At 70.4% G+C, this 20,297-nt stretch carries 18 protein-coding genes and 1 tRNA gene; 8 read left to right on the forward strand and 11 right to left on the reverse strand.

All coding sequences use genetic code 11. The annotated features are described in order from the left end of the window. Positions 1-174: 174 nt before the first annotated feature. The 5 genes from KQY30_RS21740 to KQY30_RS21760 all read left to right on the forward strand — a co-directional run bounded on the left by KQY30_RS21740 (position 175) and on the right by KQY30_RS21760 (position 5,629). A complete protein-coding gene (locus KQY30_RS21740) occupies positions 175-867 on the forward strand; it encodes a LuxR C-terminal-related transcriptional regulator (protein ID WP_217308276.1) in 693 nt (230 codons plus the stop codon). 301 nt (positions 868-1,168) lie between these two features. After that, positions 1,169-2,212: a galactose-1-phosphate uridylyltransferase gene (gene galT / locus KQY30_RS21745; RefSeq protein WP_217308277.1), complete on the forward strand. Its 1,044-nt coding sequence runs from the start codon at positions 1,169-1,171 to the stop codon at positions 2,210-2,212. Continuing rightward, positions 2,209-3,189 carry a UDP-glucose 4-epimerase GalE gene (gene galE, locus KQY30_RS21750; RefSeq protein ID WP_217308278.1) on the forward strand — a complete coding sequence of 327 codons (981 nt, stop codon included), beginning with the start codon at positions 2,209-2,211 and terminating at the stop codon, positions 3,187-3,189. The genes galT and galE overlap by 4 nt, the downstream gene beginning before the upstream one ends. A gap of 65 nt (positions 3,190-3,254) precedes the next feature. Next, positions 3,255-4,427, forward strand: a complete 1,173-nt coding sequence (galK, locus tag KQY30_RS21755; RefSeq protein ID WP_217311230.1) for a galactokinase — start codon at positions 3,255-3,257, stop codon at positions 4,425-4,427. A 380-nt stretch (positions 4,428-4,807) separates the two neighbouring features. Beyond that, positions 4,808-5,629, forward strand: a complete 822-nt coding sequence (locus KQY30_RS21760) for a response regulator transcription factor (protein ID WP_217308279.1) — start codon at positions 4,808-4,810, stop codon at positions 5,627-5,629. A 57-nt stretch (positions 5,630-5,686) separates the two neighbouring features. On the opposite strand, the gene KQY30_RS21765 is transcribed toward KQY30_RS21760, so the two are convergent. Next, positions 5,687-6,184 (reverse strand): MarR family winged helix-turn-helix transcriptional regulator, encoded by a 498-nt coding sequence (locus tag KQY30_RS21765; RefSeq protein WP_217308280.1) that lies wholly within the window; start codon positions 6,182-6,184, stop codon positions 5,687-5,689. 141 nt (positions 6,185-6,325) lie between these two features. On the opposite strand from KQY30_RS21765, the gene KQY30_RS21770 reads away from it, so the two are divergent. Further along, positions 6,326-7,177: a trans-aconitate 2-methyltransferase gene (locus KQY30_RS21770; protein ID WP_217308281.1), complete on the forward strand. Its 852-nt coding sequence runs from the start codon at positions 6,326-6,328 to the stop codon at positions 7,175-7,177. Positions 7,178-7,325: 148 nt separating this feature from the next. Here KQY30_RS21770 and KQY30_RS21775 read toward each other — a convergent pair whose 3' ends face one another. Further along, a complete protein-coding gene (locus KQY30_RS21775) occupies positions 7,326-8,012 on the reverse strand; it encodes a TetR/AcrR family transcriptional regulator (RefSeq protein ID WP_217308282.1) in 687 nt (228 codons plus the stop codon). Between the two features lie 8 nt (positions 8,013-8,020). Continuing rightward, positions 8,021-9,013, reverse strand: a complete 993-nt coding sequence (locus KQY30_RS21780) for a fatty acid desaturase (RefSeq protein WP_217308283.1) — start codon at positions 9,011-9,013, stop codon at positions 8,021-8,023. 294 nt (positions 9,014-9,307) lie between these two features. On the opposite strand from KQY30_RS21780, the gene ppc reads away from it, so the two are divergent. Further along, on the forward strand, positions 9,308-12,037 hold the full coding sequence (gene ppc, locus KQY30_RS21785; RefSeq protein WP_217308284.1) for a phosphoenolpyruvate carboxylase: 2,730 nt from the start codon (positions 9,308-9,310) through the stop codon (positions 12,035-12,037). A gap of 131 nt (positions 12,038-12,168) precedes the next feature. Here ppc and KQY30_RS21790 read toward each other — a convergent pair whose 3' ends face one another. The 7 genes from KQY30_RS21790 to KQY30_RS21820 all read right to left on the reverse strand — a co-directional run bounded on the left by KQY30_RS21790 (position 12,169) and on the right by KQY30_RS21820 (position 18,077). Then, on the reverse strand, positions 12,169-12,654 hold the full coding sequence (locus KQY30_RS21790; RefSeq protein WP_217308285.1) for a hypothetical protein: 486 nt from the start codon (positions 12,652-12,654) through the stop codon (positions 12,169-12,171). Positions 12,655-12,791: 137 nt separating this feature from the next. Continuing rightward, positions 12,792-13,403, reverse strand: coding sequence for an aminoacyl-tRNA hydrolase (gene pth, locus KQY30_RS21795; RefSeq protein ID WP_217308286.1), 612 nt, complete (start codon positions 13,401-13,403; stop codon positions 12,792-12,794). Between the two features lie 100 nt (positions 13,404-13,503). After that, positions 13,504-14,103, reverse strand: coding sequence for a 50S ribosomal protein L25/general stress protein Ctc (locus tag KQY30_RS21800; RefSeq protein ID WP_217308287.1), 600 nt, complete (start codon positions 14,101-14,103; stop codon positions 13,504-13,506). Positions 14,104-14,407: 304 nt separating this feature from the next. After that, positions 14,408-15,385 (reverse strand): ribose-phosphate diphosphokinase, encoded by a 978-nt coding sequence (locus KQY30_RS21805; RefSeq protein WP_217308288.1) that lies wholly within the window; start codon positions 15,383-15,385, stop codon positions 14,408-14,410. A gap of 111 nt (positions 15,386-15,496) precedes the next feature. Then, positions 15,497-16,951, reverse strand: a complete 1,455-nt coding sequence (gene glmU, locus KQY30_RS21810; RefSeq protein WP_367997482.1) for a bifunctional UDP-N-acetylglucosamine diphosphorylase/glucosamine-1-phosphate N-acetyltransferase GlmU — start codon at positions 16,949-16,951, stop codon at positions 15,497-15,499. Between the two features lie 179 nt (positions 16,952-17,130). Next, positions 17,131-17,202: transfer RNA gene (locus tag KQY30_RS21815), tRNA-Gln, on the reverse strand. 17 nt (positions 17,203-17,219) lie between these two features. Beyond that, positions 17,220-18,077 (reverse strand): hypothetical protein, encoded by an 858-nt coding sequence (locus KQY30_RS21820; protein ID WP_217308290.1) that lies wholly within the window; start codon positions 18,075-18,077, stop codon positions 17,220-17,222. Between the two features lie 154 nt (positions 18,078-18,231). On the opposite strand from KQY30_RS21820, the gene KQY30_RS21825 reads away from it, so the two are divergent. Continuing rightward, positions 18,232-19,638, forward strand: a complete 1,407-nt coding sequence (locus KQY30_RS21825) for a sensor histidine kinase (RefSeq protein WP_217308291.1) — start codon at positions 18,232-18,234, stop codon at positions 19,636-19,638. A 165-nt stretch (positions 19,639-19,803) separates the two neighbouring features. Here KQY30_RS21825 and KQY30_RS21830 read toward each other — a convergent pair whose 3' ends face one another. Next, positions 19,804-20,295, reverse strand: coding sequence for an SUKH-3 domain-containing protein (locus tag KQY30_RS21830; RefSeq protein ID WP_217308292.1), 492 nt, complete (start codon positions 20,293-20,295; stop codon positions 19,804-19,806). Between the last annotated feature and the right edge of the window lie 2 nt (positions 20,296-20,297).

Genomic DNA, 20,297 nt, shown 5'->3' on the forward strand with positions numbered 1-20,297 from the left:
GGCCGGGGCCCGTCCTGTAGCGCCTCGGGCCTCCGACTAGTCCTGAATGGACGGGAATTCGGCAATCCGGGGGGCTTCTCAGGAGTAGGGGGCGCGCGATGTCGAACAAGCGTGTAGCTTGCCGGGTCAGGAGGCCGGGGGGCCAGTTTTCCGTGGTGATGGGGGCTTTCGTTTATGGGCGTTCGGCTCATGGTGGTCGATGACCACCGACTGCTCGCGGAGGCGCTCGCCTCGGCACTGAAGCTGCGCGGGCACCGGGTGCTGGCGGCGGCGGCGCCCACGGCGGGCGTGGCCGAACTGGTGGTGAGCAGGGCGCCGGAGGTGTGCCTGCTGGGCACCGCGGCGCCGGCCGAACCGGGCGCGTTCGACCCGATCGTACGGATCAAGCGGGACCGGCCGCAGGTGGCCGTGGTGGTGCTCGGACCGGTGCCGAGCCCGCGCGGGATCGCCGCGGCCTTCGCGGCCGGCGCTTCCGGCTATGTGCGCCACGACGAGCGCATAGAGGGCGTGGAGCGGGCCATGATCAAGGCGCGGGCCGGCGAGACGGCGGTGGCGCCGCAGCTCCTCCAGGGCGCCTTCACCGAGCTGCTTAACCCGGCGGCCCAGCCGGACGACGAGGCGCAGCGGCTGCTGCGGATGCTGACCCCGCGCGAGATCGAGGTGCTGGTGCGGGTCGCGGAGGGCGAGGACACCCGGCTGATCGCGGCGGGGATGGGGATCGCGCCGAGTACGGCCAGGACGCATGTGCAGCGGGTCCTGATGAAGCTGGGGGTCGGCTCCCGGCTGGAGGCTGCGGCACTGGCGGCCCGTACGGGGCTGCTGGACCGGGCCGTCCCCGTCGACCCGCAGGGCCCGGACGGGCACTGATCACTTCTTGAGGCGCGACTTGACGCGCGTCTTTGGGGCACCCGCGGTCCAGTCTGCCGGCAGGCCTGTAGCCAGGTCTGCCGGCAGACCTGCCGTCAGTCTGTGACCTGTCTGCGGCCTGTCTGTTGTCTTTTGTGGCGTATCTCCGTGTGGCTTGTTGCCGTCAACATCCGTATGACCCGCTCACCCTGCCTGCGTTAACCTGCACTTTTGCCGCCGACCGGCGGCACGTTGACGCGACTGTTGGTTTGTGATTTGTTGTGTTGGGTTCTGTTGGGCGGGGTGTGGTGGAGGGCGAGCGATGAAGAAGACGGTGACCAGGCTCGCCGACGGCCGTGAGCTGATCTACTACGACTCCCGCGACGACGCCGTGCACGACGCCGTCGACCTCAGGCCCCTCGGGCCCGTCGCGACCTCCTCGGAGATCCGCCACGACCCGCTGCTCGGCGACTCGGTCGCGATCGCCTCGCACCGCCAGGCCCGTACGTACCACCCGCCGGCCGACGAGTGCCCGCTCTGCCCCTCCCGGGACGGCCGGCTCAGCGAGATCCCCGATTCGGCCTATGACGTCGCCGTGTTCGAGAACCGTTTCCCCTCCCTCGCGGGGGACTCGGGCCGCTGCGAGGTCGTCTGCTTCACCTCCGACCACAACGCCTCCTTCGCGGACCTCGGCGAGGAGCGCGCCGCTCTGGTGCTGGACGCCTGGACCGACCGCACGGCGGAACTGGCCGGTCTGCCGCAGGTCGAGCAGGTCTTCGCGTTCGAGAACCGGGGCGTCGAGATCGGCGTGACGCTCGGCCATCCGCACGGGCAGATCTACGCGTACCCCTTCGTCACCCCGCGCTCCACCCTGATGCTCCGCTCGGCGGAGGAGCACCGGGCCCGTACCGGCCGCAATCTCTTCGACGACCTCGTCGAACGCGAGCGGACCGGGGGCGGCCGGGTGGTGCTGACCGGCGAGCACTGGCTCGCGTTCGTCCCGTACGCCGCGCACTGGCCGTACGAAGTGCACCTCTACCCCACGCGCCGGGTCCCCGACCTGCGGGAGCTGGACGACGCGGCCCGCGCGGAGTTCCCACGGGTCTATCTGGAACTCCTGAAGCGCTTCGACCGGATCTTCGGCGAGGGCGAACCGCCGACGCCGTACATCGCCGCCTGGCACCAGGCTCCGTTCCGGGCCGCCGGGCGCCACGACTTCGCACTTCACCTTGAGCTTTTCACTGTTCGCCGCACTTCCGGCAAGCTGAAGTTCCTCGCGGGTTCCGAATCCGGCATGAGTGTGTTCATCAACGACGTGCCGCCGGAGGCCGCGGCCGAGCGACTGCGAGAGGTAGCGAGCGAGTGAACAAGAAGTACCTGGTCACAGGCGGTGCGGGATATGTGGGCAGCGTGGTTGCCGCACATCTGCTGGAGGCCGGGCACGAGGTGACCGTGCTGGACGATCTCTCCACCGGGTTCCGGGAGGGCGTCCCGGCCGGCGCCGCATTCATCGAGGGCCGGATCCAGGACGCCGCCAAGTGGCTGGACTCCTCGTACGACGCGGTGCTGCACTTCGCCGCGTCCTCGCAGGTCGGCGAGTCCGTCGCAAAGCCCGAGAAGTACTGGGACAACAATGTCGGCGGCTCCATGGCGCTGCTCGCCGCGATGCGCTCCGCCGGGGTGCGCAAGCTGGTCTTCTCCTCCACCGCCGCGACCTACGGCGAGCCGGTCTCCACACCGATCACCGAGTCCGACCCGACGGCCCCGACCAGCCCGTACGGCGCGACCAAGCTTGCCGTCGACCACATGATCGGCGGGGAGTGCACGGCGCACGGTCTCGCGGCGGTATCGCTGCGCTACTTCAACGTCGCGGGCGCGTACGGCAGTTGCGGCGAGCGGCACGACCCCGAGTCGCATCTGATCCCGCTGGTCCTCCAGGTGGCGCTCGGTCGGCGCGAGTCGATCTCCGTGTACGGCGACGACTATCCGACGCCGGACGGCACCTGCGTACGCGACTACATCCATGTCGCGGACCTCGCCGAGGCGCATCTGCGCGCACTGGACGCGGCCGTCGAGGGCGAACACCTCATCTGCAATCTCGGCAACGGCAACGGGTTCTCGGTCCGCGAGGTCATCGAGACCGTACGGAAGGTCACCGGGCACCCGGTCCCCGAGGTCATGGCCGCGCGCCGCGGCGGCGACCCGGCCGTCCTGGTCGCGTCCGCCGAGGCGGCGCACGAGCGTCTGGGCTGGACCCCGAGCCGCGCCGATCTGGCGGGCATCGTCGCGGACGCGTGGGCGTTCGCGCGGCGCGGGGACACCGACGGGGGCTCCGCGGAGTGAGCGACGACCGGGCGTGAGAGCGCGCCACGAGTGAGGGAGACCGAGTGAAGCAGAGCGGTGGCGCCGTGGGCGCCGACGGTGTCGTCGGCGTCGTCGACGAATTCCGGCGGCTGTACGGGGCCGGGCCCGAGGGCGTGTGGGCGGCCCCGGGCCGGGTGAACCTGATCGGGGAGTACACCGACTTCAACGACGGTTTCGTCATGCCCCTGGCGCTGCCGCACCGCGCGGTCGCCGCGGTCTCCCGCCGTACGGACCGGATCCTGCGGCTGCACTCGGCCGATGTCGCCGAGGGCGTGGTCCAGCTCGACATCGCCGCTCTCGAACCCCGCTCCGACACCGGCTGGGCCGCGTACCCGGCCGGTGTCGTCTGGGCGCTACGCGCGGCCGGACACCCGGTGACCGGCGCCGATGTCCATCTCGCCTCGACCGTGCCGACCGGCGCGGGGCTGTCGTCCTCGGCGGCGCTGGAGGTCGTGACGGCGCTGGCCCTGAACGATCTGTACGGGCTCGGTCTGACGGGACCCGAACTGGCGGTGCTCGCACAGCGCGCCGAGAACGAGTTCGTCGGGGTGCCCTGCGGAATCATGGACCAGATGGCGTCGGCGTGCTGCACCGAGGGACACGCGCTCCACCTGGACACCCGCGATCTCTCCCAGCGCCAGGTGCCGTTCGACCTGGCGGCCCAGGGGCTCCGGCTGCTGGTCGTCGACACCCGGGTCAAGCACGCGCTCGGGGACGGCGCGTACGCGGCCCGGCGCGCCGCGTGCGAGGCGGGCGCGCGGGCGCTCGGAGTGCGCGCCCTGCGCGACATCCCGTACGCGCGACTGCCCGCGGCGCTGGACCGGCTGGCAGGGGCCGGGGAGAGCGAGGAGGTACGCCGCTGTGTCCGCCATGTCGTGAGCGACGACCACCGGGTCGAGCGGACCATCGCGCTGCTGGACGCCGGTGACCTCCGCGCGGCCGGCCCGGTGCTGACCGAGGGCCACGCCTCGCTCCGCGACGACCTGCGGGTCTCCTGCCCCGAACTCGACCTGACGGTCACCACCGCCCTCGCCGCCGGCGCCCTGGGCGCCCGTATGACGGGCGGCGGCTTCGGCGGCTCGGCGATCGTCCTGACGGAGGAGCCGGCGGCGGACCAGATCGCGAAGTCGATCACGGAAGCCTTCGAATCGGCGTCCTTCACCCCGCCCCGGATCTTCCCGGCCACCCCGTCCACGGGCGCGCGACGGCTGGCCTGAGGCTCTTCAGGCTCTTCGGCCGGGCCGGGGCCACCGCGTGCTCCGATGCTCGGTCCGGCACTCGGCCCGGCACTCGGCCCGGCACTCGGTCCGGCGTTCGGTCCGACGCTCGCCGCCGGGCACCGGGGGTGCCCCCGTGTGTGCCCCGTCACGCCGATTCGCCTCAAGTTCTGCGAAATTCCTTCCGCTCCGGGCCCACGCCCGTACGCTGATGCACAGCACCGGTGGGGGCCGGTGCTGATCAGGGGTGGAGTCAAGTCGGGTACGACGCCCGGGGCGGGGTAGTGGTCATCACACGGCGGCGGCCGTGCCACTGACGTACCTCCGCACACCGGGCGCCGTGCCCGCGCTGTCCGCTCCCCGCCTTCAGGGGGTGTCCATTGGTACGTATCCGGGTTCTGGTGGTGGACGACCACCGCATCTTCGCCGAGTCGCTCGCCGCCGCTCTCGCGGCCGAGCCCGATGTGGACGTCGCGGCGGCGGGCAGTGGGCCCGCCGCGCTGCGCTGTCTCGACCGGGCGGCGGCCGAGGGGCGCAGATTCGATGTGATGCTCGTCGACGCCGACCTCGGCACGGTCGCGGGAGCGGCCGGAAGCATGGCGTCGGCCGGCGCCACGGCGAGCGGCGGCACGGCGGGCGGACCGGTTCAGGTGCCGGTCCCGCGCGCGGTGCCGGACGGCGGCGAGGCGGTGCCGGTCGACGGCATCTCGCTGGTCGCCGGGGTCCGTTCCGGTCAGCCGTCCGTCCGTACGGTCGTGCTCGCCGAGCGGGACGATCCGCGCCGCGCGGCGCTCGCGCTCCAGGCGGGCGCGTCAGGCTGGGTCGCGAAGGACTGCTCGCTCCAGCGGCTGCTCGCCGTGATGCGGGGCGTGCTGCGCGACGAGACGCATCTGCCGCCCGCCCTGCTCACGGGCGTGCTGCGGGAGCTGACGGCCGCGCGCAAGCACCGTACGGAGAGCGAGCGGCTGGTCGAGTCGCTGACGCCGCGCGAGCGGGAGGTGCTGCGGTGCATGGTCGCGGGCCTGGGGCGCAAGGCCGTCGCCGAGCGGCTCTTCCTCTCCCCGCACACGGTCCGCACGCATATGCAGAACGTGCTGGGGAAGCTGGGCGTGCACTCGACCCTGGCCGCGGTGGCGCTGGCACGCCGGGCCGGAGTGGGCCCGGTGAGCCTGGCGGCCCAGCCCGCCACCTCGACGGGCTGACCGGGAGTAGCCGGACGGGCTGAGACGTATAGCGGCGTCCCGTCCGGCGCCCAGGCCCTAGGTCGGTACGTTGTCGAAGGGTGCCGTCAACTGCCGTAGCAGGCCCGCCAGTTCGTGCCGCTGTGTACGGGACAGCTCGCCCAGGATCGCGCGTTCCTGGGCCAGCAGGCCGGCGAGTGCCTGGTCCGCGCGGTCGCGGCCCTCCGCAGTGAGGCGTACGAGCACCCCACGCCGGTCGCTGGGGTCCGGCAGCCGCTCGACCAGGCCCTTCTTCGCCAGCCGGTCGATCCGGTTCGTCATCGTGCCCGAGGTGACCAGCGTCTGGGTCAGAAGCTGCCCGGGGGAGAGCTGGTACGGTGCCCCCGCGCGCCGCAGCGAGGTCAGTACGTCGAACTCCCACGGCTCCAACTGGTGCTCGGAGAACGCGATCCGGCGCGCCCGGTCGAGATGGCGGGCCAGCCTGCTGACACGGCTGAGGACCTCGAGCGGTTCCACGTCGAGGTCGGGGCGCTCCCGGCGCCATGCCGCTACCAGTCGGTCGACCTCGTCCTCCATGACGATCAGTGTAGAGGGTCCCTCGATGTGAAGTCTCTTGACGTCAAGAGATGTGCCGGTGCAGGCTGGGGTACGACCGCCGAGGGCAGCCCGCGAGCCGGCTCCGGCGGGCCGTTCCGCGACCGTGACAGGGGCCCGACCATGCACTCCGCACCGTCCGCACCGATCTGGGACCCGGCCCAGTACCTCCGCCACTCCGGCCTCCGCGGCCGCCCGTTCCTGGACCTGCTGGCCCGTGTCCCCGACCTGCCGGGCGGCGACGACGGGCCGGGAACCGGGCCGCTCGCCATCGCAGACCTCGGCTGCGGCCCCGGCAATGTCACCGCGCTGATCGCCGAACGCTGGCCGGCCGCCCGTATCACCGGCTTCGACAACTCGCCCGAGATGCTCGACCGGGCCCGCGAGGAGTACGCGGGGCCCACCGCGGGCGGCGGGGCGATGGACTTCCGGGCCGCCGACCTCACGCGCTGGGCACCCGGCGAACCGTACGGACTGATCGTCTCCAACGCCGCCCTCCAGTGGGTGCCCGGCCACGCCGACTCCTTCGCGGCCTGGATCGACGGACTCGCGCCCGGTGGCACCTTCGCCTTCCAGGTCCCCGGCAACTTCACCTCGCCGAGCCACGCCCTGCTCGCGGACCTCTGCGCGTCCCCGCGCTGGCGCGACCGCCTGGGCGGCGGCCCCGACCGCCCCGCCAACACCGTGCTGGACCCCGCCGACTACCTCGCGCGCCTGACCGCCCTCGGCTGCGCGGCGGACGTCTGGGAAACGACATACATCCAGCAGCTCACCGGCGAGGACCCGGTCTTCGACTGGGTCAAGGGCACGGCACTCCGCCCGGTTCTCACCGCGCTAGCCGACGACGACCGGGCGACAGAGGAGTTCACCACCGAATACCGAGCGCTACTCCGCCAGGCCTACCCTCCGACCCTCCACGGCACGGTCTTCCCGTTCCGCCGCATCTTCGCCGTGGCCCACAAGCCCACGGGCTGAGTCAGGACCGGGGACGGTGCCTCGGGCCATGCTTCGTGCAAAGGTTCTTCCATGGGCCACATGCTCGGCCCCTCGGCCTCGCCGCACGGCGGAATCCGCCGACCTCATCACAATGAGTGACCGCGCCCACAAGCGCTGACCCGCCCCCTCACGCCTTCCGGTGGCCTATCAGCCGCGGCCTCGGTTCCAGGTTCTCCAAGCCGTGCCACGCCAGGTTCACCAAGTGCGCCGCGACCTCCGACTTCTTCGGGCGGCGCGCGTCCACCCACCACTGGCCGGTCAGGGCCACCATGCCCACCAGGGCCTGCGCGTACAGCGGGGCGAGCTTGGGGTCGAAGCCGCGGGCCTTGAACTCCATGCCGAGGATGTCCTCGACCTGCGTGGCGATATCGCTGATCAGCGACGCGAACGTGCCCGTGGACTGCGCGACCGGGGAGTCGCGCACCAGGATGCGGAAGCCGTCCGTATACGTCTCGATGTAGTCGAGCAGCGCGAACGCGGCCTGCTCCAGCAGCTCACGCGGATGCCCGGCGGTCAGCGCGCCCGTCACCATGTCCAGCAACTGGCGCATCTCGCGGTCCACGACCACCGCGTACAGCCCCTCCTTGCCGCCGAAGTGCTCGTACACGACGGGCTTGGAGACCCCGGCCTTCGCCGCGATCTCCTCCACCGACGTCGCCTCGAAACCCTTCTCCGCGAAGACCGTACGGCCGATGTCCAGCAGTTGCTCGCGGCGTTCCGCACCGGTCATCCGGACCCTGCGGGCGCGCCGGGCGCCGGTCGTCCGGCCCTGCTCGGTGCTGCCCTTGCCGCTGGTACTGCCGTCGGTCGCCACGCTGCCCATCATGCCTTGGCGACTGCGCTCTTGCGTCGGGAGTCCACACGGGACGCGGAGGGCCAGCGCACGTCGGAGGCCCAGCCCAGCAGCTCGAACCAGCGGATGATCCTGGCACTCGAATCGACCTGTCCCCTGAGCACTCCGTGCCGCGCGCTCGTCGGGTCCGCGTGGTGCAGGTTGTGCCACGACTCGCCGCAGGAGAGGACCGCCAGCCACCACACATTGCCCGAGCGGTCACGGGACTTGAAGGGCCGCTTGCCGACCGCGTGGCAGATCGAGTTGATCGACCACGTCACATGGTGCAGCAGCGCCACCCGGACCAGCGAACCCCAGAAGAACGCGGTGAAGGCGCCCCACCAGGACATCGTCACCAGCCCGCCGACCAGCGGCGGAAACGCCAGCGAGACGACCGTCCACAGCACGAACTGCCGCGAGATCGTACGGATCGCCGGGTCCTTGATCAGATCCGGCGCGTACTTGTGCTGCGGCGTCTGCTCCTCGTCGAACAGCCAGCCGATGTGCGCCCACCACAGCCCCTTCAGCAGGGCCGGCAGCGTCTCGCCGAACCGCCAGGGCGAGTGCGGATCGCCCTCCGCGTCCGAGAACTTGTGGTGCTTGCGGTGGTCCGCCACCCAGCGCACCAGCGGGCCCTCCACGGCCAGCGAACCGGCCACGGCCAGCGCGATCCGCAGCGGGCGCCGGGCCTTGAACGAACCATGTGTGAAATAGCGGTGGAAGCCGATCGTGACGCCATGGCAGCCGATGTAGTACATGACCACCATCAGCGTCAGATCGAGCCAGCTCACCCCTCCCCACATCCAGGCCAGCGGCACCGCCGCCAGCAGGGCGAGGAAGGGAATGACGATGAAGAGCAGGAGAGCGACCTGCTCGATGGATCCCTTGCTGTCCCCGCCGAGCGTGGCGGAGGGCAGCGGGGCGCCGTCGGCGGACTGGGGAGGAAGGGAGGAATCTTCGATCACATCGGGGGGTGTGGTCATTGGGGTCCCCTGGGGTGAGGAATGGGCCTGGGGTGAGGAACTGGCAGTTACTGGGAGAAACTGGAGCGGAAACCTCGATACGGGTGCGTAACCTACGGCATCGTAAGTATGGCAGCGCCGAACGCCGCGACAAGAGGGCTGTGGATAACACCAGGCGAAGGGCACCTATCCTGGTGGACGTCGGACAGCGCGGTCCGCCAGACCGACACCGCCGATCGCCGGACGGTCATCGCCGGGCGGTCTGAGTCTCCAGAACCCTCCAGACGTGCTCAAACACTGCAAGGAGCCGCACCTGTGAGCAGTGCCGACCAGACCCCATCCGCCAGCGCGGAACTCCGCTCGGACATCCGCCGTCTGGGTGACCTGCTGGGCGAGACCCTCGTACGGCAGGAAGGCCCCGAGCTCCTGGAGCTCGTAGAGCGTGTACGCGCGTTGACGCGCGAGAACGGCGAAGCCGCCGCCGAACTCCTCGGCGACACCGACCTGGAGACCGCGGCCAGGCTGGTGCGCGCCTTCTCCACCTACTTCCACCTCGCCAATGTCACCGAACAGGTCCACCGCGGCCGGGAGATGCGCGAGCGGCGTGCCGCCGAGGGCGGACTCCTGGCCCGTACCGCCGACCGGCTCAAGGACGCCGATCCCGAGCACCTCCGCGAGACCGTCAGGAACCTGAACGTACGGCCCGTCTTCACCGCCCACCCCACCGAGGCGGCCCGCCGCTCCGTCCTCAACAAGCTCCGCCGTGTCGCCGAACTCCTCGAAGCACCCGTCATCGCCTCGGACCGGCGCCGCCACGACCTGCGGCTCGCCGAGGCCATCGACCTGATCTGGCAGACCGACGAACTCCGTGTCGTACGGCCCGAGCCCGTCGACGAGGCCCGTAACGCCATCTACTACCTGGACGAACTCCACGCCGGCGCCGTCGGCGACGTACTGGAGGACCTCGTCGGCGAACTGGACCGCGTCGGTGTCGAACTGCCGCCCGGCACCCGGCCGCTCACCTTCGGCACCTGGATCGGCGGCGACCGCGACGGCAACCCCAACGTCACCCCCGAGGTCACCCGTGAGGTGCTGATCCTCCAGCACGAGCACGGCATCGGCGACGCCCTCGAACTCGTCGACCAGCTCCGCGGCCAGCTCTCCAACTCCATCCGGTACACCGGCGCCACCGAGGAACTGCTCGGCTCGCTCCGCACCGACCTGGAGCGGCTCCCGGAGATCAGCCCCCGCTACAAGCGGCTCAACGCCGAGGAGCCGTACCGCCTCAAGGCGACCTGCATCCGCCAGAAGCTCGTCAACACCCGCGAGCGCCTCGCCAAGGGCACCCCGCACCAGGCCGGCCGCGACTACCTCGGCACCGCCGAGCTGCTCGACGACCTCACCCTCATCCAGACCTCCCTGCGCGAGCACCGCGGAGGGCTCTTCGCCGACGGCCGCCTCGACCGTACGATCCGTACGCTCGCCGCCTTCGGACTCCAGCTCGCCACCATGGACGTACGGGAACACGCCGACGCCCACCACCACGCCCTCGGACAGCTCTTCGACCGCCTCGGCGAGGAGTCCTGGCGCTACACCGACATGCCGCGCGACTACCGGCGCAAGCTCCTCGCCAAGGAACTCCGCTCGCGCCGGCCCCTCGCGCCCACCCCGGCACCGCTCGACGCCGCCGGACAGAAGACCCTCGGTGTCTTCCACACCGTCAAGGAAGCCTTCGAGCGCTTCGGCCCCGAGGTCATCGAGTCGTACATCATCTCCATGTGCCAGGGCGCCGACGACGTCTTCGCGGCGGCCGTCCTGGCGCGCGAGGCCGGTCTGATCGATCTGCACGGCGGCTGGGCGAAGATCGGCATCGTCCCGCTGCTGGAGACCACCGACGAACTGCGCGCCGCCGACGTCATCCTCGACGAGATGCTCGCCGACCCCTCCTACCGCAGGCTCGTCTCGCTCCGCGGCGATGTCCAGGAGGTCATGCTCGGCTACTCGGACTCGTCGAAGTTCGGTGGCATCACCACCTCCCAGTGGGAGATCCACCGGGCCCAGCGCCGACTGCGCGACGTCGCCCACCGCCATGGCGTACGGCTGCGGCTCTTCCACGGCCGCGGCGGTACGGTCGGGCGCGGCGGCGGCCCCTCGCACGACGCGATCCTCGCCCAGCCCTGGGGCACGCTGGAGGGCGAGATCAAGGTGACCGAGCAGGGCGAGGTCATCTCCGACAAGTATCTGATCCCCTCCCTGGCCAGGGAGAACCTGGAACTCACCGTCGCCGCCACCCTCCAGGCCTCCGCCCTGCACACCGCGCCCCGCCAGTCCGGCGAGGCACTGGCCCGCTGGGACGCGGCGATGGACACCGTCTCGGACGCCGCGCACGCCGCGTACCGCAGACTGGTCGAGGACCCGGACCTGCCCGCGTACTTCTTCGCCTCCACCCCCGTCGACCAGCTCGCCGACCTCCACCTCGGCTCCCGCCCCTCCCGGCGGCCCGACTCGGGCGCCGGCCTGGACGGGCTGCGGGCCATCCCCTGGGTCTTCGGCTGGACCCAGTCACGGCAGATCGTGCCGGGCTGGTACGGCGTGGGCTCCGGGCTGAAGGCACTGCGCGAGGCCGGACCGGCCACGGTGCTCGACGAGATGTACGAGCAGTGGCACTTCTTCCGGAACTTCCTCGCCAATGTCGAGATGACCCTCGCCAAGACCGATCTGCGGATCGCCCGGCACTATGTCGACACGCTGGTGCCGGACGAACTGAAGCACGTCTTCGCGGACATCGAGACCGAGCACGCGCTGACCGTGCGGGAAGTCCTGCGGATCACCGGGGGCGAGCAGCTCCTCGACTCGAACCAGGTCCTTCAGCAGACCTTCGCGATCCGGGACGCCTATCTCGACCCGATCTCCTACCTCCAGGTGTCGCTGCTGGCCCGCCAGCGCGCGGCGGCGGAGCGGCAGGAGACCCCGGACCCGCTGCTCGCGCGGGCGCTGCTGCTGACGGTCAACGGGGTCGCGGCCGGACTGCGCAACACCGGCTGACGGGCCTGTACCGTACGCGTCGTGCCGTATGACCGTACGGCTGTACGTGTCGAGACCGCCCCGCTCCGGGCTTCCGGAGCGGGGCGGTTCTCGTACGACTGAAGAGTGCGATACGGGTACGGGGGCACCGCTCAGACCGCGAAGAACGCGGCCACCAGCAGCGCGCCGCCCGCCAGCGCCGACCCCCAGGCCGTCCGGGTCAGCCCCATCCCGCCGCCGATCACCAGCGAGGCCAGCAGCAGCGCCCCGCCCAGCGGGACCCACGCGTACAGCAGCCCGGGCGTGCCCGTGCGCACCAGCTCGTCCGTACCGGGCTTCACCACCACCGGGAACTCGCCGCCCTTCTTGACGGCCACCGACTGCCCGATCGTCATCCCGGTCCGCGGTCCCTGCGGTCCCTCGGGGTCATAGCGCCCGGTGCAGCTCTCGTCCGCGCAGGCCGTGACCGTCAGCGTGCCGTGCTCACGGCCCTTGGCGAGCACCACATGCTGGGCCGAGCCCCAGGACGACCAGACGCCCGCGACAAGGAGCAGCAGGGCGACACAGGCCATCCCCGCCTGGCGGCCGAACGACAGCACGCGGTCGGAGTTGCTCCGCTTCCGCTTCTTAGGGCGCATAGGGCCGGATCCTTGGCCATGGGCACGCGCTCGGTCAACTCACGGCCGGGGAACGTCCGGGAATGCGGGACTTGTCGGGAGTCGTGCGGGAGTCGTCGGGAGTCGGATGACCGTTGACCGGTCCTGAGAGGCCGTGATCAGGAGTTGTACGTGCTCTGGGCGCGCTCCAGCCCCTCCAGTACCAGCGCCTCCACCGCGTCCGCCGCCCGGTCCACGAAGTAGTCCAGCTCCTTGCGCTCCGCCGCCGAGAAGTCCTTCAGCACGAAGTCCGCCACCTGCATCCGGCCCGGCGGCCGGCCGATCCCGAACCGCACCCGGTGATAGCCGGGACCCATGGCCTTCGTCATGGACTTGAGCCCGTTGTGGCCGTTGTCACCGCCGCCGAGCTTCAGCCGGAGCGTGCCGTAGTCGATGTCCAGCTCGTCATGGACCGCGACGATCCGCTCCGTGGGCACCTTGTAGAAGTCCCGCAGCGCGTTGACCGGACCACCGGAGAGATTCATGTACGAGGAGGGCTTGGCCAGCACCACCCGGCGGCCCGCCGGACCCGGCGGGCCGATCCGGCCCTCGATCACCGTGGCCTGGGCCTTCTGCGCCCGCCGGAACGAGCCGCCGATCCGGTCCGCCAGCAGATCGGCCACCATGAACCCGACATTGTGCCGGTTGGCCGCGTACCCCGGCCCCGGATTCCCCAGGCCCACGATCAGCCACGGGGCATTGGCATCGGTCGCATCGGCACCAGTCGTCATCGCGGCTGCGTCTCCTCGTACACGTACACGGATCCGGGGGCGTATGAGTACGGGGTGGCCGGGCTTGTGGCCCGCCACCCCGTGGGGAACAGCGTACGGATCAGGCCTCCGCGCCCTCGCCGGCGCCCTCACCCTCGGCACCCTCGGCCGCCGGCTCCTCCGCCTGCGCGGCCAGCACCTGGAGCACCACCGTGTCCTCGTCGACGGCCAGCGTCGTGCCCGACGGCAGCGGGATGTCCTTCGCCAGCACCGACGCGCCCGCGTCCAGGCCCGCGATGGAGACCGTCACGGAGTCCGGGATGTGCGTGGCCTCGGCCTCGACGGGCAGCGTGCTGAGGACGTGCTCCAGCAGGTTCGCGCCCGGCGCCAGGTCACCCTCGGTGTGCACGGCCACCTCGACGGTGACCTTCTCGCCGCGCTTCACCGCGAGCAGGTCGACGTGCTCGATGAAGCCCTTGAGCGGGTTGCGCTGCACGGCCTTCGGGATCACCAGCTCCTTGCGGCCCTCGATGTCCAGACCGATCAGGGCGTTCGCCGTCTTCAGCGCCATCATCAGGTCGTGGCCCGGCAGGGTCACATGGACGGTGTCCGCGCCGTGGCCGTAGATGACCGCGGGGACCTTGTTGGCGCGACGCGTACGGCGGGCGGCGCCCTTGCCGAACTCGGTACGGATCTCGGCGCTGATCTTCACTTCAGCCATGGCTGCACTCCTCGTAGGGGATGAACACAAGGTGGCCGGAAATCGACCGTCACCCGGCCACAACAGGCCTGCTACGAAGAGCGCGCCGATAACGGATCGCCGCACCGAAAACAGTGCGGCCTCCCTCGCCGAGCAACTCCGTGAGTCTACCCGGCGGGGAGGCCGCCCCAGAAATCGATCTACCGGCCCGAAAGCCACCGGCCCCGGAACTACCGGCCCGGAAGCCGCCGGCCTGAAAGCCAATGGCCCGGAAGCTGCCGGCCCGGAAGTCACCCGTCCCGTCGGCCGGGCCGCTCCGGAGGTGTTACGCCTGCTCCTCGAAGAGGCTGGTCACCGAACCGTCCTCGAAGACCTCACGGACCGCCCGCGCGATCGTCGGCGCGATCGACAGAACCGTGATCTTGTCCAGATCCAGATTGCCCGGATCCGGCAGCGAGTTCGTGAACACGAACTCGCTCACCATCGAGTTCTTCAGCCGGTCGGCGGCCGGACCCGACAGCACACCGTGCGTCGCCGTCACGATCACGTCCTCGGCGCCATGGGCGAACAGCGCCTCCGCCGCCGCGCAGATCGTGCCGCCCGTGTCGATCATGTCGTCCACCAGGACACACACCCGGCCGTTCACATTGCCGACCACCTCGTGGACCGTCACCTGGTTCGCGACATCCTTGTCACGCCGCTTGTGGACGATCGCCAGTGGTGCCCCCAGCCGGTCGCACCAGCGGTCCGCGACCCGTACCCGGCCCGCGTCCGGCGACACCACCGTCAGCTTCGACCGGTCCACCTTCCCCGCCACATAGTCCGCCAGCACCGGCAGCGCGAACAGGTGGTCCACCGGACCGTCGAAGAAACCCTGGATCTGGTCCGTGTGCAGATCCACCGTCAGAATCCGGTCGGCACCCGCCGTCTTCATCAGATCCGCCACCAGCCTGGCCGAGATCGGCTCCCGGCCCCGGTGCTTCTTGTCCTGGCGGGCATACCCGTAGAACGGGACGATCACCGTGATGCTCCGCGCCGAAGCCCGCTTCAGCGCGTCGATCATGATGAGCTGCTCCATGATCCACTTATTGATCGGAGCCGTGTGGCTCTGGATCAGAAAGCAGTCCGCGCCACGAGCCGACTCCTGATAGCGGACATAGATCTCACCGTTGGCGAAATCGAATGCCTTGGTGGGGACGATCCCCACCCCCAGTTGATGGGCTACCTCCTCGGCCAGCTCGGGGTGGGCGCGGCCGGAAAAGAGCATCAGCTTCTTCTCGCCGGTCGTCTTGATCCCGGTCACAGCACTGTCTCCTCAGACGTGTTGATGGCCGCTGCACCCGCGCGAAACCATGCGAGCCAGCCGAATCGTGCAGATATCACGGTACGCCGAGAACGGCGCCTCTGTTTCCGGTCAGCTTTCGCTCTCAGCGTCACCCGACGCGTCACCCGATGCCGAACGAGCCGCCTCGGCAGCCTTGGCCGCCGCGCTCCCGGGCCACTTCCGGGCCACCCAGCCCTCGATATTCCGCTGCTGGCCCCGGGCGACGGCCAGCGAACCGGCCGGCACGTCCTTGGTGATCACCGACCCCGCGGCGGTGTACACACCGTCCTCGACCGTGACAGGCGCCACAAACATATTGTCCGCCCCCGTCCGGCAGTGAGACCCGACCGTCGTGTGGTGCTTCCGCATCCCGTCGTAGTTCACAAAGACACTCGCGGCACCGATGTTCGTGAAGTTGCCGATCGTCGCGTCCCCCACATACGAGAGATGCGGCACCTTCGTGCCCTCGCCGATCGTCGCGTTCTTCATCTCCACATAGGTGCCGGCCTTTGACCGCACCCCGAGCCGGGTGCCCGGCCGCAGATACGCGTACGGACCGACGAGCGCGTCCTCGCCCACCACCGCGCCGTCCGCGACCGTGTTGTCCACCCGCGCACCCGCGCCCACCCGCGTGTCCCGCAGCCGCGAGTTCGGCCCCACCTCGGCACCCTCGCCGAGATGCGTGGACCCCAGAAGCTGCGTACCGGGATGCACCACCGCGTCCTGCTCGTACGTCACCGTCACATCCACGAACACCGACGCCGGGTCGACCACCGTCACCCCCGCCAGCATCGCCCGCTCCAGCAGCCGCGCGTTCAGCAGCCGGCGCGCCTCGGCGAGCTGCACCCGGTTGTTGATCCCCACGATCTCCTGGTGGTCGGCCGCCACCGACGCCCCCACCCGGTGCCCGGCCTCGCGCAGGATCCCCAGCACATCGGTCAGATACTCCTCGCCCTGGCTGTTGTCCGTACGGACCTTCCCCAGCGCGTCCGCCAGCAGCTTCCCGTCGAACGCGAACACCCCCGAGTTGATCTCCCGGATCGCGCGCTGCGTCTCGGTGGCGTCCTTGTGCTCCACGATCGCCGTGACCGCGCCGCTCGCGCCGTCCCGGACGATCCGCCCGTACCCGGCCGCGTCCGGCACCTCGGCGGTCAGCACCGTCACGGCATTGCCGTCGGCGGCATGGGCCGCGGCGAGCGCGTTGAGGGTCGCGCCGGTGAGCAGCGGGGTGTCGCCGCAGACCACGACCACGGTCCCGTCGAGCACCCCCCCGAGCTCCTGAAGCCCGATCCGCACGGCGTGCCCGGTGCCGTGCTGCTCGGCCTGATAGGCGGTACGGACACCCTCGTACGCGGCGGCGAGGTGCCCCTCCACCTGCTCCCGGGCATGCCCGACGACAACAACAAGCTGCTCGGGCCCCAGCTCACGGGCCGCGGACACGACATGTCCGACGAGCGACCGCCCGCAGACCTCATGCAGGACCTTGGGAGTCCTCGACTTCATGCGGGTCCCTTCACCCGCTGCGAGAACGACGACGGCTGCCAGCGGGGTCTCCCCTGTTCGAGCGGAGCCGAGAACTCGGGGATGGTTGGCGCTCACGGGAATGCCCTTCGGCTTCGAGTGGTGGACAACCGCAGGATACCGGGGGGTTTCAGCACAGAAACGAGGACGGGTCCCGACCGGTGGGGTCGGGACCCGGAACTCATGAACAAAGAGGGGTGCGGCTCCCCCGTCAGGACTCGAACCCGAACAGATGGCACCAAAAGCCACAGTGCTGCCAATTACACCACGGGGGACCAAATTGGACATTTGGCTACGGTGTCCAATCGGCACCCAACACTATGCCGTACCAGGTGCCCTCCACGCGACGGTAGAGATCGGCGCTCTTGGTGACGTAGATGACGAGGCAGCCTCTGTATGCCTCGGCGGTGTTCTTCCTCGTGGTCTTCGGGTTGTGCTTCTTGAGTGTCGCCTTCTGGAGTGCAGAAGGGGTGACGCCGACCAGATCGGCCCAGAACTTCTCGGCCTCGGCAACGTCGGCCGATTCGTGGATGCTGACCCGGAAGCGCAGCCGCTCGCGAGGGATCTCCAGGAGATCGAGCCAGCGCAGGTACAGCCTGATCACGTTGGGGTCGCTGTTGATGAACTGGAGCACTTCGCAGCGACGGTAAGGCTTGTCCTTGGCGCCTTCGGCCCAATACAGGGTGACACCTGCGATGAAAAGCTCCCGATCGGAGAGTTGCCCGACCTCTTCGCGTGCCGCCCGCTTCGTCTCCCGTCGTTCCACGTCCTGCGCTGCACGCAGGTGGTCCAGTCCCGCGTTCATGCGAGCGCGACGTTCCTCGTTCGTGTACCGAGGCTCCGGCTTCGGCAGATCCCGTACCCACAGTGAGATCGAACTCTTCGAGCAGCCCAGCTCAAGCTGTATCTGGTCGTACGTGAGGCCCTTCAGGCGCAGCTCTCGGGCCTTCTCGCGCAGGTCGTCCTTGGCGTTCGGGCGCTTCGTCCAGGCCGGGGGCGGCTCGCCCTTGACCAGGCGGTTGAGGATGTCGTTGTTGTGGATCCGCAGCCGGTCGCGGATCTGCCGCAGGCTCAGGCCCTGTCGGCGCAGGGCGATCGCCTGTGCGCGGAGTTCTTCGAAGTCAGCATATTTGCTGTGGATCACTGTCATGTGGTGATTCTCATGCGTTATGCGGACACGGATCTCGAATACGCGGGCGATTCATCAGTTCGGGGGCCGGGGCAGGTTTGCCGGGTGTTGCGGGGTGTTCTGTGCGTCGGAGGTCACCGGAAAATGGGGTGCGGGCGACCGTAGGGTGGGAGGCATGACCACATCGGGGGCACAGCAGCAGGCCGCGGGAGTGACTTCCCGCGGTTTGTGGTGGTGGGGGCGGTGGCGGAGTGTCGTGCTGGACGCGGGGCTCGCTGTCGTATCGGCGCTGGAGTGCGCGCTGGAGGGGGTCCGGTTCGCGGACACTGCTGTGCTGCCGGTGCCGGTGGGGGTGGTCTTCGGGCTGCTCGCCGGGGCGGTGCTGCTGGTGCGGCGGCGCTGGCCGTTCGCCGTGGTCCTCGTCTCGATCGCGATCACGCCCGCGGAGATGGGCTATCTGATGGGGCTGGTCGGGCTGTACACGCTCGCCGCCTCGGAGGCGCCGCGCCGGATCATCGGCGCGCTGGCCGGGATGTCGCTGGTGGGGACGTTGATCGTCGCCTTCGTGCGGACCCGGCAGAACGTCGTCGACACGAACTTCGACTCGGCGCGCTGGTATGTGCCCGTGGTCGCGGTGCTGATGTCGGTGGGGCTGACCGCGCCGCCAGTGCTGTTCGGGCTGTACGTCGGCGCGAGACGGCGGCTGATGGAGAGCCTGCGCGAGCGTGCGGACAGCCTGGAGCAGGAGCTGTCCCTGCTGGCCGACCGCGCGGAGCAGCGCGCGGAGTGGGCGCGTACGGAGGAGCGGACGCGGATCGCCCGCGAGATGCATGACGTGGTGGCGCACCGGGTGAGTCTGATGGTGGTGCACGCGGCGGCGTTGCAGGCGGTGGCGCTGAAGGATCCCCAGAAGGCGGTGAAGAACGCCGCGCTGGTGGGTGACATGGGGCGGCAGGCGCTCACGGAGCTGCGCGAGATGCTCGGGGTCCTGCGGGCGGGCGAGCAGGTGGCGGCGCGCAAGGCGGTGGCGGGGCAACGCCCGGCCGGTGCTGACGGTGCGGCTGGTGCGAATGGTTCGGCGGAGGAGTTCTCCCCGGCGGTTCCGCTGGCGGCGGTGGCGCGCGCGGCTGCCGCTGCCGCCGCGGCGGCAGCCGAGGACGGTCCCGGTATGGGGGACATAGAGGCGCTGGTGGGGCAGTCCCGGGAGACCGGGATGGTGGTGGAACTGTCGGTGCAGGGGGAGTCGCGCCCGTACGCGCCGGAGGTGGAGCAGACGGCGTACCGCGTGGTGCAGGAGGCGCTGACCAATGTGCTGAAGCACGCGGCGGGCGCGAAGGTGATGGTCCGGCTGGCGCACCGTGAGTCGGAGATCGCGATGCAGGTGGAGAACGGGCCTTCGGACGGCGGCGCGCAGGACGCGGGGCTGCCGAGCGGGGGCAACGGGCTGGTGGGGATGCGGGAGCGGGTGACCGCGCTGGGCGGGGTGTTCGTGTCGGGGGAGACGGACGCGGGGGGTTTCCGGGTGTCGGCGGTGCTGCCGGATCGGACCCCGGCGGCGGAGGCGGGCCGCGCGTCGGCATAGGGCCGGGTCTCTCCGTACGGCTCCGTCGGCTCTGTACGGCTCTGTTCCGACCCGAGCCGGCGGCCGGGCGCTGCTCGTACGGTACGAGTCCGATGGCCGAGGCCGCTCGTACGCCGATGAGTCGGTTCTACGGGTCCGCCTTACGGGTCCGTCTTATGGCCCGTGTTACGCGCCCGACGTCAGCCGTGCCGGTTCCATTCCCGTGAGCAGCGTCCCCAGGGCGTGGTCGACGTCCGGGCCCAGGTACCAGTCGCCCGTGTGGTCGATGCTGAACACGCGCCCGGTGATGTCGATGGCGAGGACCGCCTGCCCGTGGTTCTCCTCCCCCAGTGGCGCGATCTCCGTGTCCAGGGACCGCCCGAGGTCCGCGAGTGTACGGGCAAGATGGATGCCCGCCATGGGGTCGATCAGCACCGAGGCGGGCGCGATTTGGCGGCCGGGCCCCGGCGCGCTGAGGCGCAGCCCGCCGAACTCCGCCCATGCCTCGACGGCCGAGGGGAAGACATTGAGCCGGTGTCCCGCGGGCGTGATGTGGGCGCGCAGGGCGTCGGCCCACTCCTCGGCCTGCCGGATGTCCCGGCGCCCCGGCTGCCAGCCCGCCTCGCGCAGCGCGGCGTCGACGGGCACGGGAAAGCGGGTGGTGTTGAGGTCGGGCATGC

The sequence above is a fragment of the Streptomyces sp. GMY02 genome (assembly GCF_019056675.1).
GTDB lineage: Bacteria > Actinomycetota > Actinomycetes > Streptomycetales > Streptomycetaceae > Streptomyces > Streptomyces odonnellii.